The 24,008-nt window shown below is 72.3% G+C and carries 21 protein-coding genes; 10 read left to right on the top strand and 11 right to left on the bottom strand.

The genetic code is table 11. The features are described from left to right. Positions 1-25: 25 nt before the first annotated feature. From ACOTKD_RS17015 to ACOTKD_RS17000, 4 genes are all read right to left on the bottom strand, one after another. Entirely contained in the window at positions 26-868 is an 843-nt protein-coding gene (locus tag ACOTKD_RS17015; RefSeq protein ID WP_424889785.1) for a sulfurtransferase, read from the bottom strand. A gap of 394 nt (positions 869-1,262) precedes the next feature. Next, the gene (locus tag ACOTKD_RS17010; protein WP_424889784.1) at positions 1,263-1,976 is read right to left on the bottom strand and encodes a DUF2993 domain-containing protein; all 714 of its coding nucleotides are present in this window, start codon (positions 1,974-1,976) and stop codon (positions 1,263-1,265) included. Between the two features lie 110 nt (positions 1,977-2,086). Continuing rightward, positions 2,087-3,457 carry a hypothetical protein gene (locus ACOTKD_RS17005; protein ID WP_424889783.1) on the bottom strand — a complete coding sequence of 457 codons (1,371 nt, stop codon included), beginning with the start codon at positions 3,455-3,457 and terminating at the stop codon, positions 2,087-2,089. 10 nt (positions 3,458-3,467) lie between these two features. After that, on the bottom strand, positions 3,468-3,782 hold the full coding sequence (locus ACOTKD_RS17000; protein ID WP_424889782.1) for a MoaD/ThiS family protein: 315 nt from the start codon (positions 3,780-3,782) through the stop codon (positions 3,468-3,470). A gap of 115 nt (positions 3,783-3,897) precedes the next feature. Between ACOTKD_RS17000 and ACOTKD_RS16995 the strand changes: the two genes are divergently transcribed. Both ACOTKD_RS16995 and ACOTKD_RS16990 read left to right on the top strand, forming a co-directional pair. Further along, positions 3,898-5,631, top strand: a complete 1,734-nt coding sequence (locus ACOTKD_RS16995; protein WP_424889781.1) for an ABC transporter ATP-binding protein — start codon at positions 3,898-3,900, stop codon at positions 5,629-5,631. A 122-nt stretch (positions 5,632-5,753) separates the two neighbouring features. Then, positions 5,754-7,652 (top strand): ABC transporter ATP-binding protein, encoded by a 1,899-nt coding sequence (locus ACOTKD_RS16990; protein WP_424889851.1) that lies wholly within the window; start codon positions 5,754-5,756, stop codon positions 7,650-7,652. A gap of 213 nt (positions 7,653-7,865) precedes the next feature. Here ACOTKD_RS16990 and ACOTKD_RS16985 read toward each other — a convergent pair whose 3' ends face one another. Then, entirely contained in the window at positions 7,866-8,729 is an 864-nt protein-coding gene (locus ACOTKD_RS16985) for an alpha/beta hydrolase family protein (RefSeq protein WP_424889780.1), read from the bottom strand. 263 nt (positions 8,730-8,992) lie between these two features. Here ACOTKD_RS16985 and ACOTKD_RS16980 point away from each other — a divergent pair, with 263 nt between their 5' ends. The 3 genes from ACOTKD_RS16980 (at position 8,993) to ACOTKD_RS16970 (ending at position 11,782) form a co-directional block, all read left to right on the top strand. Further along, a complete protein-coding gene (locus ACOTKD_RS16980) occupies positions 8,993-9,769 on the top strand; it encodes a response regulator transcription factor (RefSeq protein ID WP_424889779.1) in 777 nt (258 codons plus the stop codon). 24 nt (positions 9,770-9,793) lie between these two features. Beyond that, the gene (locus ACOTKD_RS16975; protein ID WP_424889778.1) at positions 9,794-10,822 is read left to right on the top strand and encodes a LacI family DNA-binding transcriptional regulator; all 1,029 of its coding nucleotides are present in this window, start codon (positions 9,794-9,796) and stop codon (positions 10,820-10,822) included. Between the two features lie 123 nt (positions 10,823-10,945). Beyond that, on the top strand, positions 10,946-11,782 hold the full coding sequence (locus tag ACOTKD_RS16970) for an aminotransferase class IV family protein (protein ID WP_424889777.1): 837 nt from the start codon (positions 10,946-10,948) through the stop codon (positions 11,780-11,782). A gap of 43 nt (positions 11,783-11,825) precedes the next feature. Here ACOTKD_RS16970 and mshD read toward each other — a convergent pair whose 3' ends face one another. Next, positions 11,826-12,749, bottom strand: a complete 924-nt coding sequence (gene mshD / locus ACOTKD_RS16965; RefSeq protein ID WP_424889776.1) for a mycothiol synthase — start codon at positions 12,747-12,749, stop codon at positions 11,826-11,828. A 132-nt stretch (positions 12,750-12,881) separates the two neighbouring features. Between mshD and ACOTKD_RS16960 the strand changes: the two genes are divergently transcribed. Next, positions 12,882-14,708, top strand: a complete 1,827-nt coding sequence (locus ACOTKD_RS16960) for a bifunctional metallophosphatase/5'-nucleotidase (protein ID WP_424889775.1) — start codon at positions 12,882-12,884, stop codon at positions 14,706-14,708. A gap of 52 nt (positions 14,709-14,760) precedes the next feature. Here the strand turns inward: ACOTKD_RS16960 and ACOTKD_RS16955 are convergent, their stop codons facing one another. Continuing rightward, positions 14,761-15,198 carry a YidB family protein gene (locus tag ACOTKD_RS16955; protein ID WP_424889774.1) on the bottom strand — a complete coding sequence of 146 codons (438 nt, stop codon included), beginning with the start codon at positions 15,196-15,198 and terminating at the stop codon, positions 14,761-14,763. 64 nt (positions 15,199-15,262) lie between these two features. Continuing rightward, complete coding sequence (locus ACOTKD_RS16950) at positions 15,263-16,123, bottom strand: helix-turn-helix domain-containing protein (RefSeq protein WP_424889773.1); 861 nt, start codon at positions 16,121-16,123, stop codon at positions 15,263-15,265. A gap of 146 nt (positions 16,124-16,269) precedes the next feature. On the opposite strand from ACOTKD_RS16950, the gene ACOTKD_RS16945 reads away from it, so the two are divergent. The 4 genes from ACOTKD_RS16945 (at position 16,270) to ACOTKD_RS16930 (ending at position 20,661) form a co-directional block, all read left to right on the top strand. Further along, positions 16,270-16,734 (top strand): hypothetical protein, encoded by a 465-nt coding sequence (locus ACOTKD_RS16945; protein WP_424889772.1) that lies wholly within the window; start codon positions 16,270-16,272, stop codon positions 16,732-16,734. A 165-nt stretch (positions 16,735-16,899) separates the two neighbouring features. After that, complete coding sequence (locus ACOTKD_RS16940) at positions 16,900-18,165, top strand: MFS transporter (RefSeq protein ID WP_424889771.1); 1,266 nt, start codon at positions 16,900-16,902, stop codon at positions 18,163-18,165. 10 nt (positions 18,166-18,175) lie between these two features. Continuing rightward, positions 18,176-19,417: an ATP-grasp domain-containing protein gene (locus tag ACOTKD_RS16935; RefSeq protein ID WP_424889770.1), complete on the top strand. Its 1,242-nt coding sequence runs from the start codon at positions 18,176-18,178 to the stop codon at positions 19,415-19,417. A gap of 179 nt (positions 19,418-19,596) precedes the next feature. After that, positions 19,597-20,661, top strand: coding sequence for a threonine aldolase family protein (locus tag ACOTKD_RS16930; RefSeq protein ID WP_424889769.1), 1,065 nt, complete (start codon positions 19,597-19,599; stop codon positions 20,659-20,661). A gap of 13 nt (positions 20,662-20,674) precedes the next feature. Here the strand turns inward: ACOTKD_RS16930 and ACOTKD_RS16925 are convergent, their stop codons facing one another. From ACOTKD_RS16925 to ACOTKD_RS16915, 3 genes are all read right to left on the bottom strand, one after another. After that, a complete protein-coding gene (locus tag ACOTKD_RS16925) occupies positions 20,675-22,069 on the bottom strand; it encodes a sensor histidine kinase (RefSeq protein ID WP_424889768.1) in 1,395 nt (464 codons plus the stop codon). A 13-nt stretch (positions 22,070-22,082) separates the two neighbouring features. Beyond that, entirely contained in the window at positions 22,083-22,811 is a 729-nt protein-coding gene (locus tag ACOTKD_RS16920; RefSeq protein ID WP_424889767.1) for a response regulator transcription factor, read from the bottom strand. A 74-nt stretch (positions 22,812-22,885) separates the two neighbouring features. Then, positions 22,886-24,007, bottom strand: coding sequence for a S1C family serine protease (locus tag ACOTKD_RS16915; protein ID WP_424889766.1), 1,122 nt, complete (start codon positions 24,005-24,007; stop codon positions 22,886-22,888). Position 24,008 lies beyond the last annotated feature (1 nt).

Raw genomic sequence — 24,008 nt, 5'->3', positions numbered from 1 at the left:
GATGCCTGTTGCAGGGGAGACGGGGTCAGTTCGCGCCGAGCTGGATCGGCACGCCGACCAGGGAGCCGTACTCGGTCCAGGAGCCGTCGTAGTTCCGGACGTTCTGCTGGCCGAGGAGCTCGTGCAGGACGAACCAGGTGTGCGCGGAGCGCTCGCCGATCCGGCAGTAGGCGATGGTGTCCTTCGACAGGTCCACGCCCGCGCCCTCGTAGAGCGCCTTCAGCTCCTCGTCGGACTTGAAGGTGCCGTCGTCGTTGGCCGACTTCGACCAGGGGATGTTGCGCGCGGTCGGCACGTGGCCGGGGCGCTGCGACTGCTCCTGGGGGAGGTGCGCCGGGGCGAGCAGCTTGCCGCTGAACTCGTCGGGGGAGCGGACGTCGACGAGGTTGAGCTCGCCGATCGCGGCCACGACGTCGTCGCGGAAGGCGCGGATGGAGGCGTCCTGCGGCTGGGCGCGGTACTCGGTGCGGGGGCGCTGCGGGACCTCGGCGACCAGGTCGCGGGAGTCGAGCTCCCACTTCTTGCGGCCGCCGTCGAGGAGCTTCACGTCCCGGTGGCCGTAGAGCTTGAAGTACCAGTAGGCGTACGCGGCGAACCAGTTGTTGTTGCCGCCGTAGAGGACGACGGTGTCGTCGTTCGCGATGCCCTTCGAGGAGAGCAGCTCCTCGAAGCCGGCCTGGTCCACGAAGTCGCGGCGGACGGGGTCCTGGAGGTCCGTCTTCCAGTCGATGCGGACGGCGGTCTTGATGTGGTTCTTGTCGTACGCGGACGTGTCCTCGTCGACCTCGACGATGACGGTCTTCGGGTCGCCTGCGTCGATGCGGGCCTGTACCCAGTCGGCGTCCACCAGGACGTCACTGCGGCTCATGCTGTTCTCCTCCGGGGCAGTTGCGGATTGCGCAAGCGCTTGCTGGGCGCGCGGCGAGGGGAGCGCGCGGCGCTGCGCAGCGGGTGGGATGGGAGACGAGACGGGGGAAGGATTCCCGTCAGACATGACGACAGAGCATGGCGGCGACGCGGCACAGGTCGACTGCCCGCCGCTTCGTGAGGTCCGCCTGTCGCTTCATGCCCACGATCGTAGGGACGGGGAGTTGGCGTGTCACCGGTGTGTTGGATAGTGAGACGGAATCTTCCGGATCCTGGGACGCGGGAGGGGCTGAGGGGCGCCGGGGGAGCGGCCGCGCGCCCGTTCCGGAGGGGGTGACCAGGTGGGGTTCTGTTTTCCGGACAGCCCCGTCTCGATGTGTGGACGCCCGGCCGGGTCAGCCGGCCAGGTTGACGTTCGAGCCGGTCAGCGTGATGTCGACACCGTCCTGCGTCGCCACGACCTTGTCCAGCTTGAGGCCCTTCGGCAGGCCGCTGATGCGCCGGTCGAAGTCCGTCTTCTGCCGGATCGCGCGCTCCACGCCGGGGAAGGCCTTGGCCTCCTCGGGGATCTGGTCCGCCCGCACCCGGACGGTGTCGCCGTTCACGATCGTGACGGTGGAGACGACGCTGCGCTCGATGGGCATCCCCGCGAGCTCCACCTTGCCGGTGACCTTGACCTGGCTCTTGCCCGCGGTGCCCCGGCCGCCGAAGCCGACCTTCACCGTGGGGTCGTTGGTGGCCTTGCTGAGGTCCTCGTAGGAGAGGTGCGCCGTGCCCGTCGCCCTGGTCGCGACGGCCGAGCTGAAGCTGCTGTCGATCTTCACGTCCTGCAGCCTGGCGTCGAAGCCCGACACCCGGATCGACTGCCCGCCGGAGCTCGCGGTCGCGCCGTCCAGCTTGACCTCGACCTCCTCCAGGGTGGAGTCGGCGATCTGCGTGAGGAAGGGGAATCCCTTGATGGAGACCTCGGGCGTGCCCGTCAGCCCCTGACTGCTGCGGATCTTCTCGGCCGCCTGGTCCTCGGCGAAGTACACCGCCAGGCGGTCGGCGCCCACGAAGAGGGCGCCCAATATCACCGCGATGATCAGGATGATGCGTATCGCGCGCATGCGGATTCTCCAGCTCCCCCGGGTCCCGGTCAGGCCCCTGCACTGACCTTGCAATGCCATGGAGCCTAACCGGACCACTGAGAGGGGAGGGAAGGGCGAGCGGCGGCGGCTCAGCCCAGGACGCGGCCCAGGACGTAGACCGCCGGGGCCGCGGCCGCCAGCGGCAGGGCCACGCCCGCCGTCATGTGCACGAACCGCGACGGGTAGTCGTAGCTCGCGACGCGCAGGCCGATCAGCGCGCAGGCGCCCGCGGCGAGGCCCAGCAGGGCGCCGGAGGTGCCCAGGTCCGTCAGACCGCCGGTGGCGATGCCCGAACCCGCGGCCGCGAGCAGTGCCACGACGGGCGCGGCCAGGGACGGCAGCGGCAGCGCCCGCGCCAGGGCGGTCACGGCCACGGCGCTCGCGCCGACCACGACGGCGTCGGAGGACGCGGCCAGGTGCCCGGCCGCGAGGACCGCGAGCGCGGAGGAGGCGGCGGCCGCCGTCAGGCCGTACAGCCGCTCGTCCGGCGAGGCGTGGCTGCGCAGCTGCAGGACGATGACCAGCAGGATCCACACGCCGAGGGTGCCGATGACGACCGTCGGCGCCTGCGTGCGGTCGGTGGCCAGCATGCCGATGTCGGCGGCCACGCCGCCGAGGAAGGCGAGCGCGATGCCCTGCCGGGCGGGCCACATGCCGTTGAGCCGGAACCAGCCCGCGGCCGTCACCGCCTGCAGCAGCACCAGCGGCACCGCCAGCGCGAACTGGCCGAGCGGCGCCGTGAGCGCGAGCAGCGCGGCGAGCGCCGTCGTCACCAGGGCGGGCTTGAGGCCCGGCGAGAGGATCTGCGCCCGGCCCTCGGCCTTCGCCTTCTCCGCGGCCGTCATCGGCCGCTCGCTGCCGCTGCCGTGGCCGTCGGCGCCGTGGCCGTCGCCGGGCTCGGCGAGGGACGCGGGCTCGTGCACCGGCGCGGGCACGACCGGGGCCGCCGCGCGGGGCACGACGCCGGACGCGGCCGGGCGCTCCTCGGGCAGCGGGCTGCCGGCGGACCAGGACGCGCCGTGGGAGCGGTCCTCCGCCTGCGGGACGGGGGGCTGCTGCCACGTGCCCGTGTCCCACGTCGGCGTCTGCCAGGTCTGGGTGACCGGCTCGTCGTGCGCGGAGAAGCCCCGGCCGCCGTTGGTCGGCCACTGGTACTGCTGCGGTTGAGGCTGCTGCTGGTGTTGCTGCTGTGCCTGCGGCTGCTGCTGGGCGTACGGGTCGTAGGCGCCGTACGCGTCACCGTACGAGCCGTGTGCCGGTGACGGGTCCTGCGGCTGCTGCGCCTGCTGCTGATGCTGGTGTTGCTGCTGTTGCGCGTGCTGCTGGTGCTCGTACGAGCCGTACGCCCCGTCCTGCTGCCCGTAAGACTGCGCGTCATAGCGCTGCGTCCGGGCGTCGTAGGCGTCGTACGAGCCGTACGGGTCCTGCGGGTCGTACGTATGGTGCGGCTGATTGCTCATGCTGCCGGGGTCACCCTCCTGCGAAGGGCGGGAGCACCTCTACGGTGCCGCCCTCGGCCAGTTGGACCGTTGCGTGGTCACGGGTGCCGACCGGGGCGCCGTCCACGAGGAACGAGCAGCGCGTCAGCACCCGGGCGAAGTCGGGGCGCTCCGCGTGCCGCCGGCGGGCCGCGTCCAGCGCCTCCGCGAGCGTTCGCGCAGCGTACGGCTCCTCGGCCGTGCCGGCGGCGGCCTTCGCCGCGGCCCAGTACCGGATGGTGCCCACCGGGCCCGGCTGCCCCGGCAGGGCCGGTTTGACCGGGTGTGCCGGTTGTGTCGTCGCCACGGCGACCCCTTTCCTTCTTCTGCCGCCTCCCATGATGACGGGTGCCGCAGGAGCGGAGCGCCGCCCGTGCAAATACGGAGGCCGCACGGCGAGGCGCTCGCTTAGGCTGCCGAGTGTGCTGGTCCGACTATCACGGGCGTATCTGAGGCCCTACTCCACTTCGATCGCGCTGATCGTGCTCCTGCAGCTCGTCCAGACGCTTGCCACGCTCTACCTACCCTCCCTGAACGCCGACATCGTCGACAACGGTGTCGTGAAGGGTGACACCGGCTACATCCTGTCCCTCGGCGGCGGGATGCTCGCGGTCACCCTGGCCCAGATCGTCTGCGCGATCGGTGCGACGTACTTCGGCGCCCGGACCGCGATGGCGGTCGGGCGCGATCTGCGCGCCGCCGTCTTCGACCGCGTGCAGTCCTTCTCCGCGCGCGAGATGGGGCACTTCGGTGCGCCCTCGCTGATCACCCGCACCACCAACGACGTGCAGCAGATCCAGCTGCTCGTCCTGATGGCGTTCACACTGATGGTGTCCGCGCCGATCATGTGCGTCGGCGGCATCCTGATGGCGCTCGACCAGGACGTGCCGCTGTCCGCCCTGCTGCTCGTCATCGTGCCCGTCCTCGGCGTGATCGTCTCGCTGATCATCTGGCGGATGCGCCCCGTTTTCCGCGGGGTGCAGGACAAGATCGACACCGTCAACCGGGTGCTGCGCGAGCAGATCACCGGCATCCGCGTCATCCGCGCCTTCGTCCGCGACACCCACGAGCGGGAACGTTTCGACAGCGCGAACGCCGGCCTGATGGACGTCTCGCTCAAGGCCGGCCGGCTGATGTCGCTGATGTTCCCGTCCGTGATGCTGGTCGTGAACCTCTCCTCCATCGCCGTGCTCTGGTTCGGCGGTCACCGCATCGAGAGCGGCGACATGGAGATCGGCGCGCTGACGGCGTTCCTCAGCTACCTGATGCAGATCCTGATGGCCGTCATGATGGCCACCTTCATGTTCATGATGGTGCCGCGCGCCGAGGTCTGCGCCGAGCGCGTCCAGGAGGTCCTCGCCACCGACTCCAGCGTGGTGCCGCCGGCGAACCCGGTCACCGCGCTGCGCAGCGGCGGGCACCTGGAGCTCAGCGGCGTCGGGTTCCGCTACCCGGGCGCGGAGGAGCCGGTCCTCAAGGACGTCTCGCTCGTCGCCCGGCCCGGTGAGATCACGGCCGTCATCGGCTCCACCGGCAGCGGCAAGTCCACGCTGCTGGGGCTGATCCCGAGGCTCTTCGACGCGACCGCCGGAACGGTCGCCGTCGGGGGCGTCGACGTCCGCGAGCTCGACCCCGCCCGCTCCGCCGAGGCCATCGGCCTCGTCCCGCAGAAGCCCTACCTGTTCTCCGGGACCGTCGCCTCCAACCTCCGCTACGGGCGCCCCGACGCGACCGACGAGGAGCTGTGGGAGGCGCTGGAGACCGCGCAGGCCCGCGACTTCGTCGCGAGCATGGAGGGCGGCCTGGAGGCGCCGATCGCACAGGGCGGCACCAACGTCTCCGGCGGGCAGCGGCAGCGGCTCGCGATAGCCCGCGCCCTGGTCCGCAAGCCGGACATCTATCTCTTCGACGACTCCTTCTCCGCCCTCGACTACGCCACCGACGCCCGGCTGCGGGCCGCGCTGGCCCGCGAGACGGGGAACGCCACGGTCGTCATCGTCGCCCAGCGCGTCTCCACGATCCGCGACGCCGACCGCATCGTCGTCCTGGACGCGGGCCGCGTCGTCGGCACCGGCACCCACGGCGAGCTGATGGCCGGCAACGAGACCTACCGGGAGATCGTGCTCTCCCAGCTCACCGAGGAGGAGGCGGCGTGACGACCCCGGAGAAACCGGCTTCCCCGGGCGGGGACAAGGCCGCGGGCGGCGGGCCCGCGGGCGGCAAGCCCGGCGCACCCGCCCGCCGCGGGCCCGCCCCCGCCACCGGCATCGCCCGCTTCATGGGCGGCCAGCCCACCGAGCGGTCGATGGACTTCGCCGGGTCCGCCAAGCGGCTGCTGGGCACCCTCAGACCCGAGCGGTCCCTGATCACCGTCGCGCTCGTCCTGTGCGTCGCGAGCGTCACCCTGTCCGTCCTCGGACCGAAGATCCTCGGCCGGGCCACCGACCTGATCTTCGCGGGAGTCATAGGCAACAAGTTCCCCGACGGCATCACCAAGGCCGAGGCCGTCGAGCAGATGCGGCGGCAGGGCAACGGCACCGTCGCCGACCTGCTCGGCTCGGTCGACTTCACCCCCGGCCGCGGCATCGACTTCGACGCCGTGGGCGAGGTGCTGCTGTGGGTCCTGCTGATCTACGTCGGCGCGTCCCTGTTCGGGCTCGTCCAGGCACGGCTCGCCACCACCGTCGTGCAGCGCGCCGTCTTCCGGCTGCGCCGGGACGTCGAGGAGAAGCTCGGCCGGCTGCCGCTCAGCTACTTCGACAAGCAGCCGCGCGGCGAGGTCCTCTCCCGCGCCACGAACGACATCGACAACATCGCCCAGACGCTCCAGCAGACCATGAGCCAGATCGTCACCTCACTGCTGACGATCGCGGGCGTGCTGGCCGTCATGTTCTGGATCTCCTGGCTGCTCGCCCTGGTGGCGCTGGTCACCGTCCCGGTGTCCGTCGTCGTCGCCACGAAGATCGGCAAGCGGGCGCAGCCGCAGTTCGTCGCCCAATGGAAGACCACCGGCACGCTCAACGCCCACATCGAGGAGATGTACACCGGGCACGCGCTGGTGAAGGTCTTCGGCCGCGAGAAGGAGTCCGCGGAGATCTTCCGCAAGGAGAACGAGGACCTCTTCCAGGCCGGCTTCAAGGCCCAGTTCATCTCGGGCGTCATCCAGCCCGCGATGATGTTCATCGGCAACCTCAACTACGTGCTCGTCGCCGTCGTCGGCGGCCTGCGGGTCGCCTCCGGCGCGCTGTCCATCGGTGACGTGCAGGCCTTCGTGCAGTACTCGCGCCAGTTCAGCCAGCCGCTCACCCAGGTGGCCTCCATGGCCAACCTCGTGCAGTCCGGCGTCGCCTCCGCCGAGCGCGTCTTCGAGCTGCTCGACGCCGAGGAGCAGTCGGCCGACCCGGCGGACGCCCCGAAGCCGGGCCGGGTGCACGGCGAGGTGGCCTTCGAGGAGGTCTCCTTCCGCTACGAGCCGGACAAGCCGCTCATCGAGGACCTGTCGCTGACCGTGCGGCCCGGCCAGACCGTGGCCATCGTCGGCCCGACCGGCGCCGGCAAGACCACGCTGGTCAACCTGCTCATGCGGTTCTACGAGGTGGGCGGCGGCCGCATCACCCTCGACGGGACCGACATCGCCGCCATGTCGCGCGAGGAGCTGCGCTCCCACATCGGCATGGTGCTCCAGGACACCTGGCTCTTCGGCGGCACGATCGCGGACAACATCGCCTACGGGGCGCCCGCCGGCACCTCGATGGACAAGATCGTCGCGGCGGCGAAGGCCACGCACGTCGACCGCTTCGTGCGGACGCTCCCCGACGGCTACGACACCGTCATCGACGACGAGGGCTCCAACGTCAGCGTCGGCGAGAAGCAGCTCATCACCATCGCCCGGGCGTTCCTGGCCGAGCCGGAGATCCTCGTCCTGGACGAGGCGACCAGCTCCGTCGACACCCGCACGGAGGTCCTCATCCAGCAGGCGATGGGCCGGCTGCGCGCGGGCCGCACGAGCTTCGTGATCGCGCACCGGCTGTCCACGATCCGCGACGCGGACGTCATCCTCGTGATGGAGTCCGGCCGGATCGTGGAACAGGGCACGCACGACGGGCTGCTGGCGGCGGGGGGCGCGTACGCGCGGTTGTACGAGGCGCAGTTCGCCGAACCGGCCGTAGAGGCCTGAGCAGGTTCTGGCACCGCCGGACGCCGCCGCGGTGGTTGCGCGCCGCGGCGGCGGTCGTGAGAGGCAAGGCCTCTCACATCTCTTTCCGCCGCGACGGCGCCCAGCCACGACGCGGGAGCCCGGCGGTGCCGGACCGGGCCGCGGCCTTGGGAGGGCAGAGCCCTCAAGGCTCTTTCCGCCGCCGCGGTGGCGACTGCGGTGCCGGACTCGCCGTCAGGCGCGAGCGCACACCCAGTGGGCGATGCGCTCCAGAAGCTCGGTGCGCGCCGCGTTCTCCGCATGCCCGAAGCCCCGCTCGATCCACAGCTCCGTGGACCGCGGATCGCCCGCGCCCGCGAGGGCGTAAGGGTGGTCGAGCGGGAAGTACGCGTCCCGGTCGCCGTGCACGATCAGCAGCGGCCGGGGCGCGATCATCGGGACCGCCTCGACGGGCGAGAGCGGGACCGGGTCCCAGTCCTCCGCCTGGACCCGCGTCCCCAGCCCGTAGCGCGCGATCAGCCGCCCCGCGGGGCGTGAGATGGCCCAGTGCAGACGCCGCATGGGTGCGGTACCGCGGTAGAACCACCGTGCGGGCGCACTGACGGCCACGACCGTGTCGGAATGTGCGTCCGTGCGCCCTCCGTGCTCCCCGTGCCCGGCAGGCCGCTCACGGCCGTAGAGCGCGGCGTGCCGCAGGGCCACCGAGCCGCCCATCGAAAAGCCGACGGTGGCCACGCGCTCGTGCCCGAGGGAGCGTGCCCAGCGCACCGCCGCGGCCAGGTCGAGCACCTCGCGGTCGCCGACCGAGGAGCGGCCGCCCGAGCCGCCGTGCCCCCGGAAGGAGAACGTGATCACGGCCGCACGCTGGGCGAACACCTGCGCCGCCCGGCGCAGGCCGGGCCGGTCGAGGGCGCCGGTGAAGCCGTGCGCGAGCACCACCGCGGGGGTGTCGGGAGGGGGGATCCGCGAGCCCGCGCGGGGCTGGTAGGCCGCTTCCACACGGACCCCGTCGGCTGTCAAGAGCGCGATGCGATGACCACTCGAAGTGATCGACGGAACACAAGGTCGTGCAAAATCGTCCGGACCTCGGAAAGTCATGTGGGTTATTCTGCTGGGCAGAGAGGATCCGGGCAGAGCAGCCCCCGGGTCCTTTTGTGCATTCATGAGCTGAACACGTGGTGAACTTGTGCCCTCGACAGGTGCCGGGACACACGCAACCGTACGAAGCAGTGCCGCACTCTCCCCCAGAGCAAGGCCTGGGTGGTACCCCTTCGCAGGGACCGAGGAGGAACCGACGTCATGGGCGAGCGAAGCGCGCGGGTCCGCGAGGACCGTACGACCAGTGAGGCGGGTGGCAGCCGATGAGTTCCCTGCTGCTCCTGACCAATGCCCTCCAGCCCTCCACGGAGGTCCTGCCGGCCCTCGGCCTCCTCCTGCACAGCGTGCGGGTGGCCCCCGCCGAGGGCCCGGCCCTCGTGGACACCCCCGGGGCCGACGTCATACTGATCGACGGCCGCCGTGACCTTCCGCACGTGCGCAGCCTCTGCCAGCTGCTGCGCTCCACCGGCCCGGGCTGCCCGCTGATCCTCGTCGTGACCGAGGGCGGCCTCGCGGCCGTCACCGCCGACTGGGGCGTGGACGACGTCCTCCTCGACACCGCGGGCCCCGCCGAGGTCGAGGCGCGGCTGCGGCTGGCGATGGGCCGCCAGCAGATCTCGACGGACGACAGCCCCATGGAGATCCGCACGGGCGACCTCTCCGTGGACGAGGCCACGTACAGCGCGAAGCTCAAGGGCCGGGTGCTGGACCTCACGTTCAAGGAGTTCGAGCTGCTGAAGTACCTCGCCCAGCATCCGGGGCGGGTCTTCACCCGGGCCCAGCTGCTGCAGGAGGTCTGGGGCTACGACTACTTCGGCGGTACGCGCACGGTGGACGTGCACGTGCGGCGGCTGCGGGCGAAGCTCGGGCCCGAGCACGAGTCCCTCATCGGCACCGTCCGGAATGTCGGCTATCGGTTCGTGGTGCCGGAGAAGATCGACAATCCCGGGGAGGGCAAGCCCAAGGACTCCGCCAAGGCGCGGCGGGCGGAGGAGCCGGAGGCCGCGGAGAGCGGGACCGCTCGCCCGGCCGAGCGGTGAGTGGACCCGCGTAGACTTCCGCGCGTGGCCAAGGTGACGCGGGACGATGTGGCGAGACTGGCGGGGACGTCGACCGCGGTGGTCAGCTATGTCATCAACAACGGACCGAGGCCGGTGGCACCGGCCACGCGCGAGCGCGTGCTGGCCGCGATCAAGGAGCTGGGGTACCGGCCGGACCGGGTCGCCCAGGCGATGGCGTCCCGCCGTACGGACCTCATAGGCCTGATCGTCCCGGACGCCCGCCAGCCGTTCTTCGCCGAGATGGCGCACGCCGTCGAACAGGCCGCGGCCGAGCGCGGGAAGATGGTCCTCGTCGGGAACTCCGACTACCTGGACGAGCGCGAAGTGCACTACCTGCGCGCGTTCCTCGGCATGCGGGTCTCCGGCCTGATCCTCATCAGCCAGGGCCCCAGCGAGCACGCGGCCGCGGAGATCGACGCCTGGGACGCCCGGGTGGTCCTCATGCACCGCCGGCCCGACGCGATCGACGACGTCGCCGTCGTCACCGACGACATCGGCGGCGCCCAGCTCGCCACCCGCCACCTGCTGGAGCACGGCCACCCCTACGTCGCCTGCCTCGGCGGCACCGAGCGCACCCCGACCATCGGCGACCCCGTCACCGACCACGTCGAGGGCTGGCGCCGGGCCATGCGGGAGGCCGGCAAGTCCCTGGAGGGCCGGCTCTTCCCGGCCCCGTACAACCGCTACGACGCCTACAAGGTCGCCTTGGAGCTGCTCTCCGGCCCCGACCGCCCCCCGGCCCTGCTCTGCGCCACGGACGACCAGGCCATCGGCGTGCTGCGCGCGGCCCGCGAGCTGCGCATCGACGTGCCGGGCGAGCTGGCGGTCGCCGGCTTCGACGACGTCAAGGAAGCCGCCCTGACCGACCCGCCGCTGACCACGGTCGCCTCCGACCGGCAGGCCATGGCCCGCTCGGCCGTGGACCTCGTCCTGGACGACTCGCTCCGGGTGTCGGGCACGCGCCGCGAGCGGCTCAAGCAGTTCCCGTCCGCGCTGGTGGTGCGGCGGTCCTGCGGCTGCGGCGGCGACTGACGCCGCAGGGGGCGTGCCGCGCCCGCCCGGGCCGGGGTTGACCTTCACACCGGTGTCAGGCCCTAGCGTCGGCGCGTGGGCAGCCGTTCCCGCGCTGCCGCCCGTACCGCAGGAGTGACACCCATGGCCTCTTCCGTCACCTCTTCAGACCCCTCTTCCCCCTCTTTCGCCGTCCAGCGCGACGGCCGCGCGGCGACCGTCGCGGACCTGGCGCCGCTCGCCTTCGCCGGATACGCCCACTTCACCGCGATGCAGGTGCGCGGGGGCCGGGTCCGGGGCCTCGACCTGCACCTGGACCGGCTGCGGTCCGCCTCGAAGGAGCTGTTCGGCCGGGCGCTGCCCGACGACCGGGTGCGGTCCTGCCTGCGGGCGGCCCTGGAAGGCGGCCCGGCCGACCTCTCGCTGACGGCCACGGTGTACTCGCCGGCGGGGGAGTTCACCGTGGCCGACCCGGAGGCGGAGCCCGAGGTGCTGGTCCGGACCGGTCCGGCCGCGTCCGGCCCGCGGGGCCCGCTGGCGCTGGCGCCCGTCGAGCACGAACGGTTCCTCCCGGCCGTGAAGCACGTGGGGGAGCCGGCCAAGACGCACCTCCTGCGCCGGGCCGCCGACGGGGGGTTCGACGACGCCGTCTTCGTCGACCGCCGGGGCCGGCTCAGCGAGGGCACGATCTGGAACCTGGCCTTCTGGGACGGTTCGGCGGTGGTGTGGCCCGCGGCCGAGATGCTGGCCGGCACGACGATGGGCATCCTCCGCCGGCAGCTGGACCGCCTCGGCGTCCCCCAGCGCGTCCGGGAGATCACCCCGGCCTGCCTGCCGGGGCTGGCCGGGGCCGTGGTCATGAACTCGTGGACGCCGGGTGTGGCGGTGCACCGGATCGGCCCGGTGGCCCTGCCGCCGGCACCGGCCTTCGTGGACCTGCTCCACCGGGCCTACGCGGCGGAGCCGCTCACTTCGCCCTGAGGGCGGGGGCGGGGCGGGCGCCGGCCGGGCCCCCGGCCCTCCGTCAGCTCTCCGTCCGGTACATCAGGTCCGTCTCGTGGATCTGGAAGCCCAGCCCCTCGTACACCGCCACCGCCGCCGCGTTGTCGGCGTCCACGTACAGCATCGCCGTGGGCAGGCCCTGGGCCGCCAGGTGGCGGAGGCCGAGCGTGGTGAGGGACTTGCCGAGGCCGCCGCCCTGGGCGCCGGGGGCCACGCCCAGGACGTAGACCTCGCCGAGGCCCTCCTCGGCGTGGACCTTCGTCCAGTGGAAGCCGATGACGCGGCCGTCCTTCTCGGCGAGGAAGAAGCCCTTGGGGTCGAACCAGTCCGCGGCCTTGCGGTCGTCGAGGTCCCGCTGGACGAGCGAGCCCTGCTCGGGGTGGTGGGCGAAGGCCGCCGCGTTCACGGCGAGCCACTCGGCGTCGTCCTCGCCGGGGCGGAAGGTCCGCACGGTCACGCCCGGGGGGAGCACCGGCTCGGGGAGGACGAGGTCGTGCAGGGGGCGGCGCATCTGGCGGAGCTCGCGGAAGAGGCTCATGCCCAGCACCTGCGCGAGGTGCCGCGCCGCCGGGTGCCCGCCGTGCGCCCACACCCGCAGCCGCTTGCCCGACTCGTGGAGCAGCGCCGAGCCGAGCGCCCGCCCGTGCCCGCGGCCCCGGTGCGAGGGGTGCACGACGAGCTCGCCCGCCGGCGCCTCGACGGGGTCGCTGTCCTCCAGCTGGCCGTAGCCCACGAGCAGTCCGTCGTCCGTCCGCAGCAGGACGTGCCGGACGCCGGGCCGGCGCCCCTTCAGCTGCAGCCGGCCCTGCTCGGAGACGGCGGGCTGCCCGTCGGTCTCCGCCGCTTCGGCGATCAGCCGCAGCACGTCCTGCGCCGGTCCGGGCCCGAGTTCGTCCAGGACCTCGACCGTCCGCTGCCCGTTCGCGTTGTTCGTGACGTCGCTCATGGTGCGAGCCTACGACGCGGGTGACGGCGAATCGGCACAGCCAACCCTCCTGACGTTCTACGCGGGTTGATCTACGCTGCGGCAGACCACTTCGTCCACCTCTCGTACGCAGACATGCACAAAGGGGAACACATGCACGCGACGCCGCCACGCAAGCGCCTGGCGAGACGGCTGACCGCGACCGCCGCCGCGCTCGCCGCCACCGCCGGTGTCCTGGCCACCGCCGTCCCGGCCGACGCCCGTACGCACGGCCGGACGGTTGACGTCCAGCTGCTCTCCTTCAACGACCTGCACGGCAACCTGGAGCCGCCGCAGGGCTCGTCGGGCACGGTCACCGAGGCCCGGCCCGACGGCACGACGAAGGCCATACCCGCCGGCGGCGTCGAGTACCTCGCCAACTCGCTGCGCACCGCCCGCAAGGGCCACGAGTACTCGATCACCGCGGCGGCCGGTGACCTCATCGGCGCCAGCCCGCTGATGACCGGCCTCTTCCACGACGAGCCGACCATCGAGGCGATGAACAGGATCGGCCTCGACGCCACCTCCGTCGGCAACCACGAGTTCGACGAGGGCCGCGCCGAGCTGACGCGCATGCAGCGCGGCGGCTGCCACCCGAAGGACGGCTGCGCCGAGCCGGGCAAGACCTTCAAGGGCGCCCGCTTCCCCTACCTCGCCGCGAACGTCCTGGACGAGAAGACCGGCAAGCCGATCCTCAAGCCGTACACGGTCTGGCAGCACAAGGGCGTGAAGATCGGCATCATCGGCCTCACCCTGGAGGGCACGCCGGACGTCGTCACCGCCGAGGGCGTCAAGGGCCTGAAGTTCGCCGACGAGGTCGAGACGATCGACAAGTACGCCAAGGAGCTCGACCGCCAGGGCGTGAAGTCGATCATCACCCTGGTCCACGAGGGCGGCATGCCGGCCTCCGGCGCGTACAACTTCGACTGCGACACCCCGGGCGCGGGCGCGGGCATCTCCGGCCCGATCGTGGAGATCGCCAAGAAGGTGACGCCCAAGGTCGACGCCTTCGTCACCGGCCACACCCACCAGGCCTACGCCTGCACCATCCCGGACCCGTCCGGCGCCCCGCGCACGGTCACCTCGGCCGCCTCCTTCGGCCGCCTGTACACCGACACCACGCTCACCTACGACCGGCGCACCAAGGACATCGTCCGCACCCCGGTCAAGAAGAGCGCGTACGGCAAGCCCGCCGCGAACAACCCGCGCACCGCGAACCACGTCGTGGACCGCAACCAGTCCAAGGCCGCGGACATGACCGCGCTCATCGACCACTGGAAGAAGCTCGCGGCGCCCGTCGCCGACAAGCCCGTCGGCTACATCACCGCCGACATCAACGGCCGCGGCTCCGAGGAGTACGAGAAGCCGCTCGGCGACGTCATCACCGACGCCCAGCTGGAGGCCCTCGCCCCGGCCGACAAGGGCGGCGCCCAGATCGCGTTCATGAACCCCGGCGGCATCCGCTCCGACCTGGCCTTCAAGGCGTCGGGCGGCGAGGGCGACGGCGTCGTGACGTACGGCGAGGCGTTCACCGTCCAGCCCTTCACCAACATGATGCAGAGCAAGGACCTGACCGGCGCGCAGGTCATCGCGGCGCTGCAGCAGCAGGTCAGCGGCCCGAACGAGGCCCAGCCGAAGATCCTGCAGATCAGCAAGGGGCTGACCTACACCCTGGACCTGACGAAGAAGGGCGCCGACCGCGTCGTGGCCTCGTCGGTCAAGCTGAACGGCACCGCCATCGACCCGGCGAAGACCTACCGCGTCGCGGGCAACGAGTTCCTGATGGGCGGCGGCGACGGCTTCCCCGCCTTCAAGGAGGGCACGAACAAGCGCGTCGGCGCGTCCGACCTGGACGTCTTCAACGCCTACCTGACGGCCCACTCGTCGAAGACCGCCCCGCTGGCCCCGCCGGCGGCCGACCGCATCACGGTCATCAAGTAACCCGCAGGGAGGAGACGGCCCCGGAGTGCGCCGGGGCCGTCCGTCCGTTCCTTCACGACTGCTGCCGGATCAGGTCCTCCAGGGACCCCTCGGGGACCTCACCCGCCGGCGTCAGCTTGTCGACCGCCTGCGGCAGCGTCCGCGCCAGCTCGTCCGCCGCTTCCTCCGGGCTCACGCCCGCCTGCTGCGCCACGTGGTCGAGCGCCTGATAGGGCAGCGCCTGGGCGACCTCGGGCCCGCTGACCTCCTGGTTGGCCCCCTTGCCGACCCACGAGTCGGTCTTCTCCCCGAGGCCGCCCTCCTTGAGCGTGTCCAGCAGCGCGCCGAGCGGATTGCTGCCCGCGCCGTGCGTCCCGGCACCGCCGAGCGAGGTGAGCAGCGCCCCCAGCAGGCTGCCGCCCTTGCCGGCCTCCCCGCCGCCGAGCAGCCCGCCCAGCAGACTCCCCAGGTCATTGCCCATCGCCGCCTCCTCCTCGATCGCCTCGGTCACCTCGGTACGAGAGCCTTACCCCCGGATGTCCGCCCCAGGGGCGCGGCCCCGTAGATTCACCCGTTCACCTGCCCTCCAGCCCGCGGACGATGCCCAGGATCAGGTCCCGGGACGGCGCCTCGCCGAGGGCGACGGACTCCATGCGGTCGAGCACCATGCGGTAGCGGTCCAACTGGGCGGCGGCGTCGACCAGTTCCGAGCCGTGCTCGCGGTCGACGTGCACGGTGTCCAGCTGCGGCACCGGGCCCACCGCGAACAGCGTCGACTGCCCGGAGCCGGGGAACGCGCCCGCGTCGAAGGGGATCACCAGCACCTTGATGTGCTCGCGCTCGCTCATGCCGAGGATGTGCCGCAGCTGCGCCCGTGCGACCGCGGGCCCGCCGAAGCGCATCCGCAGCGCGGCCTCGTGGACGATGGCCGTGTACGGGGTGGGGCGTTCGCGGTAGAGGACGGCCTGCCGCTTGATGCGGTGCGAGACGCGGTGCTCGACCTCCGGCGGGCTCAGGGGCGGCACCACCTGGCGGAAGATCTCGCGGCAGTGCTCGGCCGTCTGCAGCAGCCCGGGCAGGTGGGCGACGTACGAGGCGCGCAGGGCCACGGCGTGGTGTTCCAGTTCGGCGAGGTCCAGCAGCCCGGCCGGGAGGATCTCGCGGTACTCCTCCCACCAGCCGCGTTTGCGCTCGCCGGCCATGTCGATGAGGGCGGCGACGAGGGCCTCGTCGGAGCACGAGTAGTTGCGCGCGAGGGCGCGCAGGCGCTCGGCGCTCACTCCGTAGCGGCTCGCCTCGATGTTGCTGATCTGGGCCTGGTTGGTGCCCAGGAGCCGTCCGGCCTCGGTCGATGTGAGCCCCGCGCGCTCGCGCAGCTTGCGCAGCTCGGCACCGAGCCGGAGCTGACGCGCCGTCGGGCTGTTCCTCACCGGCATCTCTCGCCTCTCCCGCGCGTCACCCACACGGGTGCTTGCTGAAGTAGTTCTGCCGACGCCGCTAAATACCTTTGGCCGAACGGCGTACGGTGGTGAGCCGCGCCACTCACCCGCTCGCCCCCGCTTCGCTCGTCAGAGGAGCCGGCATGGCCACGGTATCGCCGCAGACCCCTTGGTCGTACACGCTCGACCTGCCCGACGACCCGCGGTCCGCCGCCGTCGCGCAGTCCGCCGTCCGCGCCGTCCTGGAGGCGTACGCCCTGGCGGAACTGGCCGATGAAACCGCGGGGTTGGTGGCGAAGCTGCTCGCCCCGGGCCGCCCGGGCTACCGGAGCCCGGGCGCACCCACGTCGCTGCGGCTCACGCAGGTGCCGCCGCTCGGGGTGGGGATCACGGTGTCGTACGGCCGGGGGCGGGAGGTCACCACGGTCGCGTGGTCGTCGTCCCGGTTTCGCGGAGCGCATGACATGCCGACCACGCTAGACGGCCCGCTTGCCCCCACAGGGGCGAAGGATCCGGGAACCGCCGGAAATGATGGTGACCGCACCGGTATTGACGGGCAGGGCCACGCAATCGTGTGTTCATCGGGACTTCATGCAACGCAACCGTAAAAGTGAAGGCCGAAAATTCAATCTACCTTGCAAAAACATGACAGAGGGACAGGTCACACCCTGATCCATTGAACAGACCGTACGGTATGTGCTTGTGTGTGCAACGGCTGCCGTGCCGCGGAGGGGAGCACGGCGGCCCCGCCGACCCGAGGAAACCGTACGGTCATGCAGTCCGCCATGAATGCCGCCATGAAGTCCGCCCTGGCATCCCGGGCGCTCGGCAGCGCCGCGTACTACGTGATCTCGCCGTTCCTCGCCATCTGGCTGCACGGCACCCTCGGGATCCCCGTCGGGGTCGCGGCGGCCGCCGTCGGCGTGCACCTGCTGAGCATGCGGGCCGGCGCGGTCTACATGCAGTTCGTCGTCGTGCGCTTCCGCCTCCGGGCCGTCCTCGTGGGCGGCTATCTGGTGGCGGGCGCGGTCATGCTCGTGCCCGCGGCGCTGCGCCTCGACGACGCCGCGTCCTGGCTCGCCGTCCTGGCCGTGAACGGCACCGCCGTCTCGTGCGCCAACGTCGGCACCAAGGCGCTCATCGCGGGCGGGTGCGACGAGACCACCCGCCTCGCCGCGTTCGGCCGGCTGAACGCGGCGATCAACGGCGGGGCGGCGCTCGGACCCGTGGCCGGAGGCTGGCTGATGTCCGCCACCGGCCGCGCGTTCCCGCTGATCCCGGCCGGAGCGTTCGCCGTGGCTGCCCTGCTGGCCGCCCGCGCGCCGGGCGACGTGACGGCCGCACCGCCGGAGAAGGGCGCGGCACGCTTCGGGCTGCCCAGCCGGCAGGTGCTGCTGTGGTCGTGCGTGACGGCGACGCTGTGGCTCGCGTACGCGCAGTTCGCCAACGTGCTGCCGATGTACGTCGGGACGTCCGTCTCGCCGCGCGTCATCAGCATGCTGTTCCTCGTCAACGCGGTCCTGATCGTGCTGTTCCAGGGCGTCGTGGCCCGGCGCATGCAGAGCCTCGCGAGCCGGCGCGGCGACCGGGCCGTCATCGCGCTCGGCATGGTGCTGCTGGCGGCCGGGCTCGTGCTGTTCGTGCCCGGCCGGGGGCCGGCCTGGCCCGTCGTCTTCGTGGGCGCGGCCGTGTTCACGTTCTCCGAACTCGTGTGGTCGCCCGCGGCGGACAGCATCATGGCCCGCAAGGCCGAGGGGAACAGCTTCGCCGCGTTCGGCTTCGCCGGGCTGGTGTGGGGCATCGCCGAGTCCGCCGGCGGCGCCGTCGGCACGGCCGTGGCGGGCGGCTCGGACAGCGCCTGGACCGGCGGAGCGCCGTTCCTCGTGGCCGCGGCCCTCACGTTGATCACAGCAGTGGCCGTGGCGGCGGCCCCGCGCAGCCGCACGCCCCTTCCAGCGGACCCGACCGTCCGCACCGTCCAACCCCGCCGTACCGATCGAGCCGATCGTGCCGATCACACCGACCCCGTCAAGAAATGAGACCGGCACCATGGCCGATCGAGCAGACCACATCGTCATCGTCGAAGCCCTCACCAGCGGCACCGGCCTGCGCCTCGTCGAGGCCGCCGTCCGCCGCGCCGCCCGCGTCACCTTCGTCACCCGCGACAAGGGCCGCTACGCGAACGACCCGCTGCGCCACCTCCTGGACTCGGGCCCGATCGAGGTCCACGTCCGCGAGACGCGCTCCACGGAGGAGCTGACCGAGCTCTTCCAGGAGCTGCGCGGCAGCGGCGAGTTCACGCTGATCGCCCCCAACGAGCAGTACCTGCTGCCCGCCGCCACCGCGGCCGAGAAGCTGGGCATACCCTTCCTGCCCACCGCCTCCGTACTGCTGACGCAGGACAAGCACGCGTTCCGGCAGGCCTGCGCCGCCGAGTCCGTCCCGGCGCCGCGCAGCACCGCCGCCCCGGACGTCGACAGCGCCCTCGCCGCGGCCGAGGCCACCGGCTACCCCGTCGTCCTCAAGCCCTCCATCAGCACCGGCAGTTACGGCGTGGTCTCCGCCGCGGACGCCGACGAGCTGCGCTGGCACTTCCCCGAGGTGCGCGACGAGTCCGACGGGCAGGGCGGCGTGCCGCTCGTCGAGGAGTTCCTCATCGGCCCGGTGGTCAGCGCCGAGGTGCTCTACTCCGGCGGCGTCCCGCACGTCCTCGGCATCAGCGACCGCATCATGAGCGAGCTGCCGTACTTCATGGAGCTCGCCATCCGCTTCCCGGTCGACCTCTCCCCGGAGGCCCACGAGCGGATCGAGCGGATCTGCGCCGACCTGGCCCGCCTCATGTCCTACGAGAACGGCCCCGCGCACATCGAGTTCGCGCTCACCGCCGACGGCCCCAAGGTCGTCGAGTTCAACCCGCGCTTCGCGGGCCGCAACGTCTCCACGATGGTCTCCGCCGCGCTCGACTGGAATGTCTTCGACGGCGTCATCGCCTCGTACCTGGGCGAGCCCGTCAACGCCCCCGCGCCCGTCGGCGCCGCCGCCGAACAGGCCCTGTACGCCAAGCGCGGCGGCCGCTTCGAGGACGTCGCGGGCCGCGAGCTGGCCGACCGGGTCCCCGGGCTCCGGGACATCCGGATCACCGCGCGGGCCGGCGACGTCCTGCCGGACGCCAAGGACCAGCGGAGCGAGTACGGAACGCTCTGGTGCACCGGCGCCACCGCCGACGAGGCGGGCATCCGCGCGGCGTCGGCCGCGGGGTACCTCCGGCCGGTCTTCGGAGACGACGCGTAACGCCTGACCGGCGGAGCGCGGGATGCACGGCCCCGGACTCCGCCGGACCTCGCCGCAGTACGCGGAAACCGCACGGCCCCACACTCCCGTCGCATCCCTGACGGGTCGTTCCACCGGCGCACACCCCCGCGCCGTCACTCACAGTAACCGCCATCTCGCACGACGAAATGAGTACGTACGTGAGCACCTCCCAGCGCCCCCTCATCGACCTCTACAGCGACACCATCACGCTCCCGACCGCCGCCATGCGCACCTTCATGGCCGAGGCCCCGGTCGGTGACGAGCAGAAGGGGGAGGACCCCAGCGTCAACGAACTCACCGCCGTGGCCGCCGGGCTCCTCGGCAAGGAAGCCGCCGTCTTCCTGCCCTCCGGCACCATGTGCAACGAGATCGCGCTGGCCGTCCACTCCCGGCCCGGCGACGAGATCCTCGCCGACGCGACCGCGCACATCATCAACTACGAGGTCGGCGGCCCGGCCGCGCTCAGTGGCATCAACGTCCGCGCGCTGGAGGGCGAGCGCGGCGTGTTCACGGCCGAGCAGTTCCGCGCGGCCATCCGCACGCCCAGCCGCTACGCGCCCGCGACGACCGGCGTCGTCATCGAGCAGACCTCCAACGCGGGCGGCGGCACGGTCTGGCCGCTGGAGCGCATCGAGGAGATCACGGGCATCGCCCGCGAGCGCGGCATGTGGACCCACATGGACGGCGCCCGCCTGCTCAACGCGTCGGTGGCGAGCGGCATCCCGGCCCAGACGTACGCGCAGCACTTCGACTCGGTCTTCATCGACCTGAGCAAGGGCCTCGGCGCTCCGGTCGGCGGACTCCTCGCCGGCACGAAGGAGTTCATCGACAGCGCGTGGCGGCTCAAGCAGCGCTGGGGCGGCGCCATGCGCCAGGCCGGCGTCATCGCCTCGGCGGGCGTCTACGCGCTCCGCCACCACGTGGACCGGCTGGCCGACGACCACGCCAACGCCCGCCTCCTCGCGACCGAGCTCGCGAAGATCGAGGGCCTGGTCGTCCACCCGGAGCACGTGGAGACGAACATCGTCCTCTTCGACGTGTCGGCCACCGGCCTGACGGCGGCGGAGTTCGGGGCGCGCACGATCGAGGAGCACGGCGTACGGGTGTCGGTCTTCGGCCCGACGACGGTCCGCGTGGTGACGCACCTGGACGTGACGGCGGAGCAGATCCCGGCGGCGGTGAAGGCGATAGCCGAGGTCACGGCGAGCGCGCTCGCGGCCTAGCGACGGCAGGGTCCTACAGCGCCGGCGGAGCCACCGGCGCCCCGGGGAGGCGGACGGACGCGACCGTTCCGCCTCCCTGCGCCGGCCGCAGCGCCACCTCCCCACCCGCCTGCCGCACCGTACGCGCGACGATCGACAGCCCCAGCCCGCTGCCCGGCATGCTGCGGGCGGACGGGGACCGCCAGAAGCGGTCGAAGACGTGGGGGAGCTCGTCCGGCGCGATGCCGGGCCCGTGGTCGCGAACGGTGAGCTCGCCGGTGGTGCCGGAGAGGGCGACCTCGACCGCTCCGCCGGGCGGACTGAACTTCACGGCGTTGTCGAGCAGGTTGACCAGGGCGCGTTCCAGCGCAGCCGGCTCGGCCCGCACGTACCAGCTCTCCAGCCGCACTCGGAACGACAGTCCGGCCCCCCGCAGCCGGGCCCGCTCGACGGCCCGCTCCGCGGCCTCGTGCAGGGCGATGACCTGCACGGGCTCCGTGCCGGGCCCCGCGTCGGGCCGGGAGAGTTCCTGCAGGTCGCCGATGAGGGCGGCCAGCTCGGCCATCTGGGCCCGCACGCTGGCGAGCAGCTCCTTGCGGTCCTCCGGCGGGATCGCGCGCCCGGTCTCCTCGCTCCGCACCAGCAGGTCGATGTTGGTGCGCAGGGAGGTGAGCGGGGTGCGCAGCTCGTGCCCGGCGTCGGCGATGAGCTGCTGCTGCCGGTCGCGGGAAGAGGCGAGGGCGGCGGTCATGGCGTTGAAGGAGCGCGAGAGGCGGGCGATCTCGTCCTCGCCCTCGACGGGGATGCGGACCGCCAGGTCCTCCGTGCGGGCGATGTGCTCGACGGCGCCGGTGAGCCGGTCGACGGGCCGCAGTCCGGCGCGGGCGATCCAGGCGCCGGCGGTGGCGGCGAGGAGGACGCCGACGCCGGCGGTGATCGCGAGGACGACGGCGAGGGAGCCGAGGGGCCGGTCGATCTCGCTGCGGGGCTGGGCGATGGAGACGGCGGTGCCGGGCCGGGGCCCGGGCGAGGTCGCGACGCGCATCTCCGTGCCGTCCTGGGCCTGGGCGTCGTGCAGGGCCTGCCCTTGCTGCCGCTGGGCGACCAGCAGGTCCTCGGTCTCCACCTTGATGGGCGACTTGCCGATCGTGGAGCAGACGAAGCCTTCGCCGGTGATGATCTGCACGGTGTAGGGGCGGAAGAGGGTGGAGGGCCCGCTGGGGACGGATCCGCAGTTGCGCAGCAGCGTCATCACGGTGGCGTCGTCCGCGCGGACGTTCGTCAGGGTGGTGTCGCGCTGGTGCTCCAGTTCCTGCCGGGTGACCAGCCAGCAGGCGGCGGCCGCGGCGGCGACGGCGACGGCGACGGCGGCCGCGGTGAGCAGGGCCAGCCGGGAGCGGAGCGGCAGCCGCTGGAATCTCGCGATCACTGGAATCTCACGATCATTCGGCGCTGTCCGTGCGCAGGACGTAGCCCACGCCGCGCACGGTGTGGACCAGGCGCGGTTCGCCGCCGGCCTCGGTCTTGCGGCGCAGGTACATGACGTACACGTCGAGGGAGTTGGACGAGGGCTCGAACTCGAAGCCCCAGACGGTCTTGAGGATCTGCTCGCGGGTGAGGACCTGCCGGGGGTGGGCGAGGAACAGCTCCAGGAGCGTGAACTCCGTGCGGGTCAGTTCGACGGCCCGGTCGCCGCGCGTGACCTCGCGCGTGTCGAGGTTCATGCGCAGGTCGGCGAAGGAGAGGGTGGCGGAGGCGGCGGTGGGCGCGGCCGTGGCGTAGGAGCTGCGGCGCAGGAGGGCCCGGATGCGGGCGAGCAGCTCGTCGAGCTCGAAGGGCTTGACGAGGTAGTCGTCGGCTCCGGCGTCGAGGCCGGTGACGCGATCGCCGACGGTGTCGCGGGCGGTCAGCATGAGGATGGGCACGGTGACGCCTGAGGCGCGCAGGCGGCGGGCGGCGGTGAGGCCGTCCATGCGCGGCATGAGGACGTCCAGCACGATCAGCTCCGGGTCGTACGAGGCGACCTTCGTGACCGCGTCGAGCCCGTCGACGGCCAGCTCGGTGGCGTACCCCTCGAAGGCGAGGCTGCGGCGCAGGGCCTCGCGGACGGCGGGCTCGTCGTCCACGATCAGGATGCGGGCGGGCTGGTCGCCGTGGTCGGCGGGGCTCATCGGCGGTACCTCACGGGTGCGGTCTTGCTTCGGTCAGGGCGCTTCTCGGCCTTCAGCGTCGCACGGCCGTGTGCTCAGCCGTTGCCGCCACCCGCGCCTCCGGCCCGGAGCTTGGCGAGGTCCGCCTTGACGGTGTCGACGGGGATGGCGAAGCCCAGGCCGACGCTGCCCGCGGACTCACCGGTCCCGCCGCCGGAAGCGGGCGCGTACATCGCCGAGTTGATGCCGATGATCTCGCCGTTCATGTTGATGAGCGCGCCGCCGGAGTTGCCGGGGTTGAGGGAGGCGTCGGTCTGGATGGCCTTGTAGGTGGTCTTGGAGGAGCCGGTGTCGCCGTTGTACTGGTTGCCGCCGAACTCGAAGGGCCACTGCGGGACGCCGCGCTCGCGCTGCTGCCCGCCGCGTCCCTCTTCCTTGGAGACGGTCACGTCGCGGTCGAGGGCGGAGACGATGCCGCTGGTGACGGTGCCGGTGAGGCCCTCGGGGGAGCCGATCGCGACGACCTCGTCGCCGACCTTGACGCTGCCGGAGCTGCCCAGGGTGGCCGCCTTCAGGCCGCTCGCGCCCTGCACCTTGATCAGGGCGAGGTCCTTGTCGGGGTCGGTGCCGACGACCTTGGCGGTCTTCTTGCTGCCGTCGCTGAAGGCGACCTGCACGGTGTCGGCGCCCGCGATGACGTGGTTGTTGGTGATGATCTCGCCGTCGCCGGTGATGACGACGCCGGAGCCGGTGGACTGCCCGCTGGTGGTCGACGCCTTGATCTCCACGATGCTGGGGCTCACGGCCTTCGCGACGGCGGCGACGCCGCCCGCGCTCTTGGACGAGGCGTTCTGGACGGGCGTGGAGTGGCTGGTGCTGTCGCCGCGGCTGGTCAGCTCGCTCACCAGGGCGGCGGACCCGCCGCCCACGATCGCGGCGACGATCGCCACGGCGGCGAGCAGCGTGCCGGTCCTGCGGGCGCGGGGTGCGCCGCCGCGGCCGGGCTCCGGGGCCCCCGGCTGCGGCTCGGAGAACCCGGCGTAGCGGCTCCCGCCGCCGTTGCCACCTCCGGACCCGTCTCCGTCCCCGGGCCAGACGGTCACACCACTGGCCGTGGTGACCGGCTGCCGCGGCGGGTACGCGGGGGGCTGCGGATACGCGTAGGGCTGCTGCGGCTGGGGTTCCTGGGCGCCGTAGGGGCGAGTGTCGTCCGTCATG

Origin of the sequence: Streptomyces sp. XH2 (assembly GCF_049725035.1) — a bacterium.
Lineage (GTDB): Bacteria > Actinomycetota > Actinomycetes > Streptomycetales > Streptomycetaceae > Streptomyces > Streptomyces roseoverticillatus.
Note: the sequence above shows the minus strand (reverse complement) of the source record. Positions and strands in the feature narration are given on the sequence as shown.